Origin of the sequence: Paenibacillus amylolyticus, from assembly GCF_050990605.1 — a bacterium.
GTDB lineage: Bacteria > Bacillota > Bacilli > Paenibacillales > Paenibacillaceae > Paenibacillus > Paenibacillus amylolyticus_H.
In genome coordinates this window covers 6,190,002-6,204,685 of the sequence record NZ_CP158832.1, presented here as the reverse complement: position 1 = coordinate 6,204,685, position 14,684 = coordinate 6,190,002, and the positions used below count along the sequence as shown (strand labels likewise).

The 14,684-nt window shown below is 50.4% G+C and carries 12 protein-coding genes; 8 read left to right on the top strand and 4 right to left on the bottom strand.

What is annotated here, in order from left to right; genetic code table 11:
* Positions 1–213: 213 nt before the first annotated feature.
* The 4 genes from ABTV53_RS27320 to ABTV53_RS27305 all read left to right on the top strand — a co-directional run bounded on the left by ABTV53_RS27320 (position 214) and on the right by ABTV53_RS27305 (position 4,663).
* Positions 214–1,074, top strand: coding sequence for an ABC transporter permease (locus ABTV53_RS27320; protein ID WP_047841071.1), 861 nt, complete (start codon positions 214–216; stop codon positions 1,072–1,074).
* Between the two features lie 2 nt (positions 1,075–1,076).
* A complete protein-coding gene (locus tag ABTV53_RS27315; RefSeq protein ID WP_433748557.1) occupies positions 1,077–1,871 on the top strand; it encodes an ABC transporter ATP-binding protein in 795 nt (264 codons plus the stop codon).
* Between the two features lie 197 nt (positions 1,872–2,068).
* The gene (locus ABTV53_RS27310; protein WP_433748555.1) at positions 2,069–3,247 is read left to right on the top strand and encodes a winged helix-turn-helix domain-containing protein; all 1,179 of its coding nucleotides are present in this window, start codon (positions 2,069–2,071) and stop codon (positions 3,245–3,247) included.
* Positions 3,248–3,316: 69 nt separating this feature from the next.
* Positions 3,317–4,663 carry an MFS transporter gene (locus ABTV53_RS27305; RefSeq protein ID WP_433748553.1) on the top strand — a complete coding sequence of 449 codons (1,347 nt, stop codon included), beginning with the start codon at positions 3,317–3,319 and terminating at the stop codon, positions 4,661–4,663.
* A gap of 131 nt (positions 4,664–4,794) precedes the next feature.
* On the opposite strand, the gene ABTV53_RS27300 is transcribed toward ABTV53_RS27305, so the two are convergent.
* From ABTV53_RS27300 to ABTV53_RS27285, 4 genes are read right to left on the bottom strand one after another with little or no spacing between them, the layout of a single operon-like run.
* Positions 4,795–5,466 (bottom strand): class I SAM-dependent methyltransferase, encoded by a 672-nt coding sequence (locus tag ABTV53_RS27300; RefSeq protein WP_433748550.1) that lies wholly within the window; start codon positions 5,464–5,466, stop codon positions 4,795–4,797.
* Positions 5,463–6,041, bottom strand: coding sequence for a glycosyltransferase (locus ABTV53_RS27295; RefSeq protein WP_433748547.1), 579 nt, complete (start codon positions 6,039–6,041; stop codon positions 5,463–5,465). The genes ABTV53_RS27300 and ABTV53_RS27295 overlap by 4 nt, the downstream gene beginning before the upstream one ends.
* 1 nt (position 6,042) lies before the next feature.
* Complete coding sequence (locus tag ABTV53_RS27290) at positions 6,043–7,038, bottom strand: glycosyltransferase (protein ID WP_433748545.1); 996 nt, start codon at positions 7,036–7,038, stop codon at positions 6,043–6,045.
* Complete coding sequence (locus ABTV53_RS27285; protein ID WP_433748543.1) at positions 7,013–7,840, bottom strand: hypothetical protein; 828 nt, start codon at positions 7,838–7,840, stop codon at positions 7,013–7,015. The genes ABTV53_RS27290 and ABTV53_RS27285 overlap by 26 nt, the downstream gene beginning before the upstream one ends.
* Before the next feature lie 382 nt (positions 7,841–8,222).
* Here ABTV53_RS27285 and ABTV53_RS27280 point away from each other — a divergent pair, with 382 nt between their 5' ends.
* From ABTV53_RS27280 to cydC, 4 genes are read left to right on the top strand one after another with little or no spacing between them, the layout of a single operon-like run.
* On the top strand, positions 8,223–9,638 hold the full coding sequence (locus ABTV53_RS27280; RefSeq protein WP_433748540.1) for a cytochrome ubiquinol oxidase subunit I: 1,416 nt from the start codon (positions 8,223–8,225) through the stop codon (positions 9,636–9,638).
* Positions 9,583–10,638, top strand: a complete 1,056-nt coding sequence (gene cydB, locus ABTV53_RS27275; RefSeq protein ID WP_433748537.1) for a cytochrome d ubiquinol oxidase subunit II — start codon at positions 9,583–9,585, stop codon at positions 10,636–10,638. Before ABTV53_RS27280 ends, cydB begins: the two co-directional genes overlap by 56 nt.
* 1 nt (position 10,639) lies before the next feature.
* Positions 10,640–12,550 (top strand): thiol reductant ABC exporter subunit CydD, encoded by a 1,911-nt coding sequence (cydD, locus tag ABTV53_RS27270; RefSeq protein WP_433748533.1) that lies wholly within the window; start codon positions 10,640–10,642, stop codon positions 12,548–12,550.
* 1 nt (position 12,551) lies between these two features.
* Positions 12,552–14,399: a thiol reductant ABC exporter subunit CydC gene (cydC, locus tag ABTV53_RS27265; protein ID WP_433748530.1), complete on the top strand. Its 1,848-nt coding sequence runs from the start codon at positions 12,552–12,554 to the stop codon at positions 14,397–14,399.
* Positions 14,400–14,684: the final 285 nt, after the last annotated feature.

The following is a 14,684-nucleotide window of genomic DNA, read 5'->3' as shown; positions in this document are numbered from 1 at the left end:
TCAATTTGTCTATATCTAGTTACAGAAACAATAACTTAATGAGTTATGAGATTGATTCAATAATCTGACCGGAGTATAATCCGGCAGTATGGATGCGAGGCGAACGTGCAACGGGTTCGCCTCATTCTTTTCGATAGACAGGGAGGAAGTAGCGTGAGTATAAGCTGGAATTCAATTGAAGGAGCAATCGAGCTGGGACTTTTATATGCACTGATGGCTCTCGGTGTATATATTACGTTCCGCATACTCGATTTTCCTGACCTTACCGTAGACGGAAGTTTTACAACAGGAGGCGCAATCGCGGCGGTTATGATCTCCAATGACTTCTCTCCTTGGCTTGCCTGTTTGGCGGCAATGGCTGGCGGCATGGTGGCCGGGGCTTGTACAGGTCTGCTTCATACCAAAGGCAAAATCAACGGATTGTTATCTGGGATTTTGATGATGATCGCACTCTACTCCATTAATATGCGTATTCTTGGCGCACCGAATAAATCCATTATGGGCATGGACAATCCATTCTCAGGTGAGCATGTCATGGTACTTATTATTATTGTCGTGCTGGTGTTTAAAATCATGCTGGATCTATTCATGAAAACAGATGTTGGACTGGCGCTCCGCGCGACAGGGGATAACAAACGCATGATTCGCAGCTTTGGTGCAAATACCGATGTGACTACGATTGTAGGTGTCAGCTTATCCAATGGTTTGGTTGCACTGTCTGGTGCATTCATTGCACAGCAATCAGGTTTTGCAGATATCACGATGGGTATTGGTATGATCGTCATTGGGCTGGCTTCGGTGATTATCGGTGAAGCTATTCTTGGTGCAAGAACGGTATTCTGGGCCACACTTGCAGCGATCGTTGGTTCGATTATTTACCGGATTGTGGTTGCGCTTGCCCTACAAGTCGAATGGTTTGATACATCTGATCTGAAGTTGATCACCGCGGTGATCGTCATCATTGCCCTTGTATTCCCAACGATGCAGCGCTCCATGAAGCAGCGAAGTCTGGCTCGCAAACGAACAGAAGAGTTGATGCGATCCGGGGGTCAACAGGCGAAGGGAGGTATGTGAGCATGCTGGAGATTACGCAAGTAACCAAGCTGTTCAACCCAGGCACAACGGATGAAAAGACCGCGCTGGTCGGTGTGAATCTGACGATGAATCCGGGAGACTTTGTGACGGTGATTGGCAGTAACGGAGCCGGAAAATCCACGCTGATGAACATTATCTCGGGTGTGATGAAGCCGGACATGGGTGATGTGTTGATCAATGACCGCTCCATTAAAAACCTGCCGGAGCATAAACGCAGCAGCTGGATTGGCCGGGTGTTTCAGGACCCGATGGCAGGAACAGCACCACATATGTCCATTGAAGAAAATATGGCGATGGCATACAAACGTGGTAAAGCACGCGGACTGGGCTTCGGAGTCACCCGAGCCAGACGGGAGATTTTCAACACGCAACTGGAGAAGCTGGGTATTGGACTTGAGAAGCGGCCGAATGCAAAAGTGGGTCTCTTGTCTGGCGGGGAGCGGCAGGCACTCAGTCTGTTGATGGCTACGTTTACCCAGCCGCAGATTTTGTTATTGGATGAGCATACGGCAGCCCTTGACCCTTCACGTGCCGAACTGATCACGGAACTGACGGAGACACTTGTGCGAGAGATGAGACTGACTACCCTGATGGTGACGCACAATATGGAGCAGGCCATTCGTCTGGGTAACCGTCTGATCATGATGGACAAAGGCCGAATTATTCTGGATGTCAGCGAAGAGCGCAAGCGTACGTTGACTGTACCTGAGTTGCTTGGTGAATTTGAGCGGATTAGCGGCAAAAAAATGGCAGATGATCGTGTCGTGCTAGGTTAAGACAAGGGAATAATTGTTGGAAGAACAGATATACGTAGCATGATCCACAATCTAAGCCAACTATAAGATAGACGATAAAAACCTTTTGCGTTCTCGCAAAGGGTTTTTATGGTATGTTGAACACGTTGAAGAGAAAAAATGGAATGAGTCTATACTATTTCGGATTAGCGCATTATACATAGTAGGAGGAACCTGACATGTCTTTGCAATTGGATGAAGGGACATATACGGTCACACGGCGAACGGAGTCCATTCGGCTGCTCGCCAAGGAATTTGCACTGCTGCATTTTCTGTATGATAACAAGGAAAAAGCCTTCACCCGCAGCCAACTGCTGGATCGGGTATGGCCGCTGGAATATCCGGTTGAACGCACCGTGGATGATCATATCTATCGCCTGCGCAAGAAATTGAAACGCTGGGACGAGATCAGTTTGGATACGGTACGGGGCTATGGATACCGGCTTGCTGTTCATGAGAACAAATCCGCTCTACCTGCCAGCCCCTCTGCTCAGGACCCGGAAATGCAGGAGGTCATTCACGGATTACTTCGTAAATATCACTTGTTTGGGCAGGGAAATGCCATACAGACCCTTGTTCAACAGCAGGAAGCGCTTGGCATTCAGATTGTCCCGTATTATCAGTTATATATTCATTTTATACAGGGAGATCTGGAGTGGCTGAGTACAACCAACGATATTGATTTTGAAGAACGTGTATACTGGTTATTAATTTTTGTCCATTCGCTAATAGAACCATCCGAAAGCTTACCCTTGTATGAGCAGGCATTGAATTCATCTGCATTATCTGCCGATCAGCTTCGGGAGCTCCGCATTCTGAATATCGTTGAAGTCTATGTAGAGGTCGGCCAGTATCAACGCGCCAAGGCACAGCTGGAAGAAACATATCGTGTAATAGAGACTGACGAGCTGAAGAATTTCAGAATGCCTGTAGCACTTGCTGCGTTGTATGTGGAGCTCCGGGGTGGCAGTGGTGAAGCGGTCGAAGCTCAGATGGCAGTCCTACGGTCCGGATTGAAGGATACCCCGTATCTGCGAGAAATTGGACGTTTTCAAGTGATGGAGGGATTATGGTTGCTTCGGCAAGGACGAGTTCGTGAAGCGGAACTTAGAATGGATGATGGTCTGGACGTATTGAAGATGTCGCTGAACGCACCGCTGTATCTGAATGCCGCTTATCAGATTCTCCTATTCCTGGATCATCATCGAATTGAAGGCAGAATTCGCAGTAAGTATCGCCAAGTGTATGCAGAAATCGGAAAAAGTTACGGTGTTCCCTTATATGGACAACAAATTGTGGATGAAATACGTAACTTTTTATCCCCTATCTCCCCATCCTCTGATCTTCCTCTGATATAACGCCCTTATGATTACAGCCAAGGAATATACAGACTGCTAACGGCTGTAATCAAGGGAGGAAGTACACGTATGACCGTCATTTCAAATGAATCCACATCCAATGAACCCACCGAATCACCTGCGTCACCTGTGGAATCTTCCAAAAGCTTATGGACCAATCTTCGGTATGTCCGCATGTTTATCGCATACTCGCTGGCTACGTTTGGAGATTGGTTCGATGCACTCGCCATCCAGGTGATGGTGGCCTACCGATGGGGTGCCGATCCGTTGATTATTGCACTTATTCCTGTATGTATGGCTGTCCCGGGTATACTGCTGGGCTCCGTTGCAGGTGCACTGGCTGATCGACTTCACAAAGTGAGGATCATGATGCTGTGTGATGTGATTACGGTTGCCCTGACCATTGCCATTCTGTTTGCGCCAAGCCCGATATGGTTGCTTCCACTGCTTGCCCTGCGGGCCATGATGAATGTATTCCATGTTCCAGCCCAGCAGGCGTTAACCCGCCAGGTGGTGGCAGAGGAGCATCTGTTTCAGGCATCGTCCCTAAACGGTTTTGTGAGCCAGTGTTCGAAAGTGGCGGGACCTCTTCTGGGCGCAGTCATTTTGGCCTTTTTTTCACCACAGATCTGTATTGTCATTAATGCCTGTACCCGTCTATTGTCGGGGGCAGTGTTGTGGCCCTTACGGCGGTTGGTGGAGAAGTCGGAGTCCGTAGAATCAGACGGAAGTGTTGTTGATATAAAGGAGGGATCGGAATCCTTGTTCTCCCAATGGAAGCAAGGCTGGCATTTTATACGGAGCAGTCGCACCGTGCTGAGTACGATTTGGTTCGGCTGTTTTGGACTCATGGCCATTCTGATGATTGATTATCAGTTTACGACCCTGTTTCGGGAGATCAAGCCCGGTAATGAATCACTGCTCGGCTGGTTGGGCTCTTCGGCAGGAGCCGGAGCGGTAGTCATCATTTTATTGTTAAATCGCTTGCCGAGAATCGGGTATGGGTGGGGGCTAGGTGGAGGATATCTGTTCATCGGGGCCGGAATTGCTGCATTAGGGTGGATTGGCCCACAAACACCTGAAATTTGGGTCATTATCTGGGGGCTCTGTATTGGGCTGGGTAATGGACTCTTTATGGTAACACTGAATTATTTGTTGCAAAAGGAGACCCCTCCTGCCTATGTAGGGCGCGTCTTCGGCATTCAAAATTCACTATCCAGTGTTGTACTTGTCGTAGCCCCACTTGCAGGTGGAGCGCTCATTCGAGTTGCAGGGCCGAGCCCCACGTTTCAATATATCGGTCTGGCTACGCTGGTGATTGGTCTTGCCGGCATTCTGCTAAATCGCATCTTGTGGGAGGAAAAACAGCCTCTCATATCTCAAGCAAAAGAGACTATTCCACAGGAATCGGTCTGATAGCCTTGTCCGGACAACATTTTAGATCATCATTGCATCTACAATATAACAAACAGCCGCTTTCGGTACTCATCCGAAGGCAGCTGTTTGCACATTGCATTGTTCAGCATCCATTCTCAACCCAATCAAACTCAACCCTTGCATATCACCGCTCGAAAACAGCGGATCGGCGTGCCGTACATGTCAGACCAGATGGCATCGTCCGGTTCTTCCACATTCAGTTTATCTTCAATGGTTAATCCGGTGACAGCCATGATCGTCTCCAGCAGATCAGGCCGCATCTCGGGCACATCGAAGGTAGCGATCAACTGTCCGTTTGGTTTAAGCACCCGAGCGAATTCCCGAAACGCCCGCAGCATTGTGCCCGTATCCAGATGTTCCAATACAGAGATACAGAATACCCGATCAAACTTGCCCGACTCGTACGGAAGCTGTGCCAGATTGGCCTTTGCACGGTGCAATCGGTCGAGCGTTGATTCCGGCAGATCCTGGGCGGCCTGCTCGCCAAAATCAGAAGCAATATCCAGTCTTATCGCCTCTTCAGACAAAATGCGTTCATCCCAGTCGCAGGCGTGAACCTCGCGGCAGTGTTCGGCAAGCCAGAATTTGAACGGATGGGAGATGCCGCAGGCTGCATCAAGGACAACATCATCTGGACGTGCAAACCGCCGGGCCCATTCATATTCGTAGGGACGGCTCCACCATGCCGGATGCAGGGGGAAGACCAATGTGTCCGTTTTAGGGTCACTTTGCCGAATATATCTTGAAACCATGAATTCCGTTGCCTTGGGCGTATCCATCATCCCCGAATTCCCTCCTTCAATCCTGTCTCTGCCAAAAAAGATTCCAACACCGTGCTCCACCGGCTCCGCCATCTGGCAAGATCATAGGACAGTGCAGTCTCGCGCGCATAGATTCCCAGTCGTTCTCGCTCGGCCCGATCCTGTACAAGACGTACCAGAGCGGCGGTTAGTTCCTGCTCACCAGGAGGTACCAATAGCCCGTTAAACCCATCCTGAATCAGATCAGGATCCCAATTAATGCCGTGACAGATGCCAAGACTGCCAGGTTTGTAGGTGATGGGCTGCCACAGACAGCTGGCATAGATCACGGGGCCACGCGCGGCGGCTGCCATCCGGTCAAAGGCTTCCGGTACATTATCCATGTCGTACGAATAACCAAATACGTCAATCTGCTCCGTCCGAGTCTGAAAAGCTTCAAAATAAGAGAGCTGATGAACTTCGGGAATATGCCCGAGTCCACGGATGACACTGCACAGATCCAGAATGTAGCGTTCCAGTCCACCTCCAAATACACGGCCGAATTCCCGGTTATACCCGTCGGTGAAACTATGCGTCAGAATACTCACCACGCCCATCTCACGGTCCCTCCTTCCAGGGAATCAGGCGAGGTTCCGGATCGAGAATAGACTCGTAATGTGCAAGATTGCCCCACTCACCGCTAGGATCAATGCGCTTGTAACGCAAATATTTACGAACCCGGTCCTCCAGACTACCTGCCCAGCCGAGATGCTGAACCTTCAGTTCCGTACTGACTCCAGGCAACACGGTGCAAGACATGGGAAGACGCGGGACGTGATGATTCTGTTGAGGATAAAAATAAGGATATCCAGGCATATACCGTACAAGTGAAGCAGTATGCCGCTTGTGCAGACACCAAAGATCATCTTCCCGGTAGTGGGTTCGGCCACCCCACATATCGTAGAATCGGAATGCAAACCAGTCTGCATACTCCTGATTAATCAGCGTGCGTATGGCTTTCTTGGCCTCTGTGCTGTACAGCTCATCCGCATCAACCGAGAGCAACCAGTCGGGACGTGTTCCCGCCGCCGCTTGCCATAAGGTGTTGCGAAGTCGCCATTCCTCGGCGAACAGCGGTTTCTCCAATACCTCCAGACGGACCACCTTCGGGTAGGCTTTGCATAGATCCGGGGTTCCGTCTGTGCTGGCATCGTCTACAATCACGATCTCATCCACGAACTCGCTCAGATCATGCAATACTTCTTCAAGGTATCGGCCGCGTTCATTGCGAACCTGGAGCATCGCGGTCAGCTTGTTGCCTTTGGTTTTGCGGACCCGACGGATGGAGAAGGGTTCTTTGAATACACTTGTTTCCTCTTGTGTTACAGCAGTATTCTGTTCTTCCTGACCTTGTGAATTACCCCAGTGATGCACTTGGCTTCGGATGTCCTGCGTTGGTTGTGCATGATCCGGGGTGTGATCGCCATTTCCCAATGCGTCTGTATGTGTTCGATCAACTGTTTCCATGGGCGTGCAAGTGGTTTCGGTTCGGATATCCCTGTGCACCATTGGCCCATTCAACTGTTGTCTACACTTCTTCGGGTCCAGCATCATGGCACCTCCCCAAGCAATTGCTGTACAGCATGATCCAACAGCTCCAGCTCCACAATCCGGGCCAGCGCATCTTCATCCTCCAGTGCTGTCTCAAGGAAATGTCGAACGGCCCCGTGCCGTTCCCCTCGCAGTGCCAGCGCACTTCCCGATAATTGCTCATAATCCCGGCGACTGGCATCATCCTGAATATCGACTGCATGCACCAGAGCCAGTGCCTCTTCCACACGTCCAGTCTCCTGGTAGATGCGGAATTGCCAATGTCTCGCGGTTTCTCCGCCAAGTTTTGCAGGCTACCCGCAGGTGCAGGGTCTTCTCCGCCCAGCCAGATAACACGTACGCCTTGGAATAACAGCTTCATATAACGTGTTTCGGAGGATGTGCCTACCAGATCGGCGATGCCGACCAGTTTGGAAAAACTGCTCTCCCATAGCGGAGATTCTGCTTCGTTTCCAGCAGGCTCAGGGAGCAGGGCAATACATAGCTCAGGCTCCAGCGAAGCTGTAGCCATTAGCCAGTAGGGATGGGCGACTACGGCTACGGTGCGAGGTTCCAGCAATAGCTGCTCGGCTTCAGGGAGGGAGATGACGGTAATGACCGGAGGTACATCTTCTGTTTTCGTCAGGCTACTGACATAGTAGACCTCTCCCTCGACCGACAGCAGTGCAGCAACATCGGGATAGGGAAAGGATGACCAGCCTCCTTTGCGAGGGAAGAGAACATACCGGACAGGGGGCTGTGTTGTACTGGCCTTATCCAGGCTGGCTTCGGCGTCTTCACCTGGTAACGGCGCAGGTTTTTCCATGAATCGTTCACCTCACCTTGACTGTAATATGGAGCGTCCTTCTCTATGCATGTGCTTCATGCTTCCCCTTTATATGTAAAGCCCTCACGGCACTTCGCATGATATGCCTGAGACTAACATATGGGCGTTCCGTCCCAAACATGAATATCTTCCATGAATACATGAGGTTGAAGGCTGTGGTAATAGGTTGAATTTTATCTTTTGTGTGACCGAGGTCACTTTTTTTTGCTCTATAGACCAAGATTGTGATAATTATCACATGTATAAAATAGGTAATCTGGCACAATACGTTCATCAACGTATTTGGCGGACAGACAGCGAAGGTGCAGCTTCAATGCCAAATACGCATACTGCGAAGTGAACAGAAAGAAGGGGTAACGGTATGGATCCGATTATGTTATCGCGTATCCAATATGCACTTACAACGATTTTCCATTTCTTTTTTGTCCCGCTATCCATCGGTCTTGTACTGTTGGTTGCGATCATGGAGACGTTGTACGTTGTTAAGGGTAAGGAGATTTACAAAACGATGGCCAAGTTCTGGGGCAAGCTATTCCTGATTAACTTTGCCGTCGGGGTTGTCACAGGTATTCTGCAAGAGTTCCAGTTCGGCATGAACTGGTCAGAGTACTCTCGGTTTGTAGGGGACGTATTCGGTGCGCCACTGGCTGTTGAAGCGTTACTCGCGTTTTTTATGGAGTCTACATTTATTGGGTTGTGGATATTCGGATGGGATCGTTTGTCCAAAAAAGTGCATCTGGCCTGCATCTGGCTGGTGTTTGTCGGCACATTCCTGTCCGCGCTGTGGATTCTGGCAGCCAATTCATTCATGCAGCATCCCGTCGGCTTTGAGATAAATAACGGCCGAGCCGAGATGAATGATTTCCTGGCACTGATCACGAATGGTCAACTTCTCGTTGAGTTTCCGCATACGATTTTTGGGGCATTAATGACAGGGGCTTTCGTCGTAACCGGGATCAGTGCTTACAAATTAATGAAGAAGCAGGATGTGGAGATCTTCCGCAAGTCGTTTAATATCGCGATCATTATCGCTCTTGTTTCCTCATTTGGTGTAGCTTTCTCTGGACATTTCCAGGCGCAATATCTGGTGGAGACACAGCCGATGAAGATGGCAGCCAGTGAAGGCACATGGACGACAACGGAAGATCCGGCGCCATGGACGGTGGTCGCTTTTATTGATCCGGATAAACAGGAGAATACCGGTGAGATCAAAATCCCCGGATTGCTCAGTTACCTGTCCTACAGTAAATTCTCCGGCAGTGTCAAAGGCATGAAGGAGCTTCAGGCCGAGTATGAACAGACGTATGGACCGGGGGATTACATTCCACCAGTACGGACCACGTTCTGGAGTTTCCGCATCATGATTGCAGCGGGTGGTCTGATGATTGTGCTGGCTCTGTACGGTACGTTTCTCGCCATGCGCAAGAAGCTGGAGGTCGCTGGGAAGTGGTTTATGCGTCTGATGGTGTTTGCCATATCCTTGCCGTTTATCGCCAATACATCAGGTTGGATCATGACTGAGGTTGGAAGGCAGCCATGGACGGTATTTGGCTATATGACCACCGAAGCCGGGGTCTCGCCGAACGTATCCGCAGGAATGATTTTGTTCTCAACCATCGCTTTTACCGCCGCGTATACGGTTCTCGGAATCGTGATGGTATACCTGTTCGTACGTGAGATCAAGGCAGGGCCATATGCGGTCGATAAGCCGGAAGATCACGATGAATCGGCCGATCCGTTCGGCGTGGATGGAGGTTATTCCGTTGTCACTAAGTGAGTTGTGGTTTTTGCTGATTGCCGTATTGTTTGTGGGATTCTTCTTTTTGGAAGGTTTTGATTTTGGTGTGGGGATGTCCACAGGTATCATTGCCAAAACAGACCGTGAACGCCGGACTCTGATCAACTCGATCGGTCCGTTCTGGGATGGCAACGAAGTATGGTTAATTACGGCAGGTGGAGCGATGTTTGCTGCCTTTCCGCACTGGTATGCGACGTTGTTCAGTGGTTTTTACCTGCCACTTGTGGTGGTGTTGCTCGCCTTGATTGGTCGCGGAGTTGCTTTCGAATTCCGCAGTAAAATGAAACAGCAGCGCTGGCGTAAAACATGGGACATCATCATTGTGGTCTCCAGTGCGCTCTTGCCGTTCCTGTTTGGCGTGGTCTTTGCCACGCTGATGAAGGGGCTGCCCATTGATGGGGAGATGCAGTTACGTGCAGGATTCTTGGATATCGTTAACCCGTACACCGTGATTGGTGGCTTGAGCGTAACGCTGCTGTGTCTGGTTCATGGATTGTTGTTTGCATCACTACGAACAGTGGGGGAACTCCGAGAGCGTGCCTTGAAAACAGCGCAAAAATTGATGTTGCCGCTGGCTGCACTGCTTGCCGTGTATGCGATAATGACGTATTTCATGACCGATGTGTTCGCCGTTCGCGGCTGGGCATTGTGGATCATGGTTGTACTTGGTGCAGTTTCGCTTGCGCTTGCGGCCTACTTCGTTCGTCAGAAGCGTGAAGGTTGGGCTTTTGGTATGACAGGTGCTGTGATTGCAATTTCGTTTGCCTCGGTATTTATCGGTCTGTTCCCAAGGGTCATGGTAAGTTCGTTTGGTTCTGCATTTGACCTAACCGTATACAATGCGGCATCAGGTGCTTATTCATTGAAAGTAATGACGATTGTGGCGTGCACATTGCTGCCGTTTGTTCTTGGCTACCAGATCTGGAGTTATTATATCTTCCGCAAACGTCTGAACGAGCAGCACCACCTGGAGTACTGATATGGGACGGGGGCTGCTGAAGCTGCCGGGCATCCGGCCTGTACTCGCGCTGGCATCAGCGCTGGTACTGCTACAGGCGATGACAATCATGATGCAAGCCAAATGGCTGGCACAGGCCATCACGGCATTGTTTGAAGGCTCATCCGTAACGGAGCAGTACCCGGTACTGCTGCTGTTCCTGGCTGCTTTTGCCGCCCGCTACGCCCTATCCTTCTGGTTACAACTCGTGACATCACGATATGCGGAGAGGACAGGGACCGATCTGCGCAGACAGATGGTGGAGCAGTGGTTCAGGCTTGGACCGCGTTATGCCAAGACGGAGGGAACAGGCCATCTGGTCACTCTGGCACGAGAGGGAACAGCCCAATACAAGACGTATCTGGAACTATTCATTCCTCGCATGCTGGGCATGGGGTTCACCCCCATCCTCATTATGCTGTATGTGTTCAAGCTGGATCTGATGTCCGGGGTTATTCTGATGCTGACACTACCGATCCTGATCGTATTCATGATTCTGATTGGTCTCGCTACACAGCGCAAGATAGACGGGCAATTCCGATCCTACAAAGCGCTCGCGAATCATTTTGTTGATACTTTGCGAGGGCTGGAGACGCTAAAGACATTGGGACAAAGCAAAACACACGAAGGGTCGATTGTGCGGGTCAGTCAGCGGTATCGGAAAGCGACGATGTCTACCCTGCGCATGGCCTTTCTTTCTTCGTTTGCACTCGACTTCTTCACCATGCTGTCCGTTGCTTCCGTGGCGGTTGGTCTGGGATTACGTCTGACGGAGGGGCATATACTGCTTGGTCCTGCGCTGACGGTATTGATTCTGGCACCTGAATATTTCCTGCCTGTACGTATGCTCGGCGCTGATTACCATGCCACATTGGATGGCAAAGAAGCAGGAGCAGCCATTAATCAGGTGATTGAACGGGGGAAAGCCGCCGAACAGAAACAGAAAGAAGCCTATGCAAATGTTGTTGCACATCCGGTTACGGCAAAGGACGAAGCTGGATCTACACCATCATTATCTTCGTCTTCGGGTAAAAGGAAAGCCGGCACTTCCACCATACGTGTCGTGTTAAATGATAAAACGGCTGAGGGACATCTTGACCCTGCTTTTACTACTTCTGATCTTGGTTCTTCCTCTTCCTCGGTGTTCTCTTGGCATGAGAATAGCAGATTGGCACTAACGGATGTACAGGTACGACATGATGATGAAGGTCCTTATTCGCTAAAGGATGTCACATTTCAGATCACAGGTCTTGGCAAAATCGGTATTATCGGTGCCAGCGGAGCAGGCAAGTCCACGTTAATTGATGTATTGGCTGGTTTCCAATTGCCGACATCGGGTCAAGTGCTCGCTAACGGCCAGCCGGTTACACTGGATATGCTCGAATCCTGGCGAAGACAGACGGCTGCTATCCCGCAGCATCCGTATATCTTTAGTGGAAGTCTGGCCGATAACGTTCGCTTCTACATGACGGAGGCTTCGGATGCGGAGGTGGCCAAGGCCATTAACGCAGCTGGATTAACCAAGCTATTGTCCTCATTATCCGGTGGGCTGCATGAGCTTATTGGGGCTGGCGGCAGACAGCTCAGTGGTGGGCAGGAGCAACGGGTGGCGCTGGCAAGAGCCTTGCTTAGTAAACGAAACATCCTGCTGCTTGATGAACCGACCGCACATCTGGATGTGGAAACAGAGTATGAACTGAAACAGACGATGCTGCCGCTGTTTGAAGGCAAACTTGTATTTTTGGCTACCCATCGTCTGCACTGGATGCCACACATGGATCGGATTATTGTTATGGATGGCGGCACGGTGGCAGAGACGGGAACGCATCAGGAACTGCTCGCAAGGCAAGGCGTATATTATCAGATGATTCAGGCTCAGATGGAGGCGATATAAAATGAAGTCCGGATATGAACATATGGAGAAGGTCCGTAACGAAAAAGAAAAAAATAGCTGGATCGCTCCGTATGTGGCACAGTACCGCTGGAGATTCATTCTGGTCATTGCGCTGGGCACATGCGCTGCTTTATGTGCGGTATTGTTGCTGTTTACCTCCGGATTTCTGATCTCCAAGTCTGCGCTGCGTCCTGAAAATATTCTGATGGTGTATGTACCTATTGTTGGGGTACGTGCATTTGGGATATTCCGCGCCGTGTTTCGATATATCGAACGACTGGCAGGACATGATGCCGTACTGCGTGTGTTGGCCGATCAACGGGTGAAGTTATATCGCATTCTGGAGCCACAGGCCCTGTTCCTGCGCTCTCGTATGCAGACCGGAGATGTGCTTGGAGCACTAGCCGATGATGTGGAGCGGCTGCAGGATATCTATCTGCGTACCGTTTTTCCCGCTGTTACAGCGCTTGTGATGTACGGTGGGGCTGTGATTGCTTTTGGCGGTGTTGATCTGGGATTTGCGGTGTGGATGGGCTTGTATATGTTATTTCTCGTTGCCGTGTTACCTGCGATCTCCCTGAAAGTGACGTGGAAATGGCGGGTACGGCTGAAAAAGGAAAACAGCAGGTTGTATACCCGTCTGACCGACGGTGTACTTGGACTGGGAGATTGGCTTGCAAGTGGACGAGCAGCGGAATTTGTGCAGCAGCAGGAAGAGACGGAAGAACAGGCCGACGCGGTTCGCCGCAAGTTGCGGAGATGGACACGCTGGCGTGATCTGATGGCCCAGTGTGTCATTGGCCTGATGGTAGTATCAGTTACAGTATGGGCCGGAAGTGCCGCTTCTGTCGGACAATTGCCTGCCGTGATGATTGCTGCTTTTGTGCTGGTGTTATTCCCGCTTACGGAATCAATTCTGCCAGTAGGGGATGCTGTGGAGCATCTGCCCCAGTACCGGGAATCGCTGGACCGCTTGAAACAGCTGGAAGGGAAAGAGCATCTTCCAGTGCAGAGTGGGACGGATGATATCCCGGACAGACGAATTCGTCTCCGCATCCCGCCCAAACTAAGAGCAGACATCGAGATCAATCGTGTGAGTTACCGCTATGCATCTGATGATACTTATGCCGTACAGGATGTTTCCCTTCACCTGCCACAGGGCAAACGTCTAGCCATCCTTGGACGAAGCGGCGGCGGCAAATCTACCTTGTTGAAGCTGATTCAGGGGGCCTTGCTTCCGTCTGCGGGGAACGTTCTGATCAATGATTTGCCTGTGCAGACCCTCGGCGAAAGTGTGCCTGATGTCATCGCAGTGCTGAATCAGAGTCCTCACCTGTTCGACACCACGGTAGCCAATAATTTACGGATTGGTCGTCCACATGCAACGGATGAGGAGATTCGCCAGGTGGCCGCTCAAGTCGGTTTATCCGATCTGATCGAATCCTTGCCGCAGGGATACGATACGCCGATGCTGGAGACGGGTCTGCGTTTCTCCGGTGGGGAAAGACAACGAATTGCACTGGCCCGAGTCCTGCTCAGGGAGACACCTGTTGTGATATTTGATGAACCAACCGTGGGGCTTGATCCCGTGACGGAACGTGAACTGATGCGCACCATTCTGGACAGCTTGCAAGGCAAAACGATGATCTGGGTCACTCATCACCTGATTGGTGCGGAACAGATGGATGAACTTATTTTTATGGAAAATGGAAAGATTGCCATGCAGGGTTCTCACGAACAATTGCTGGCTGGGGAAGAGCGATACCGCCGTCTCATTGAACTTGATCGGCCGGGATGGTCTGACTTGCAGACAGTAGAGGGCAAGCTGCCTACTGCCGCTTCCAGATAGCAGGAACTTTCTCGGCAAATGGAAGCGAATAACGTGTCTCAGGTTCATTAAAACAAAATAACACGAACAAGGGATGTCCCCTGTCATATTCATGACTTATGGGACATCCCCTTTTCGCTTCCTGGTGTGGACTAAATAAATTGAACTAAAGAATATTTACACTTGCCACTCCGATGACAGAACAACACTCTGATCGCTGTTATCCCCAGATTTTTTATATTCGGCTTTACAAAGGAGAAAATCTGGTGATAAAGGCGAACGCTCCACTTCTTCAGGTTATTTCTG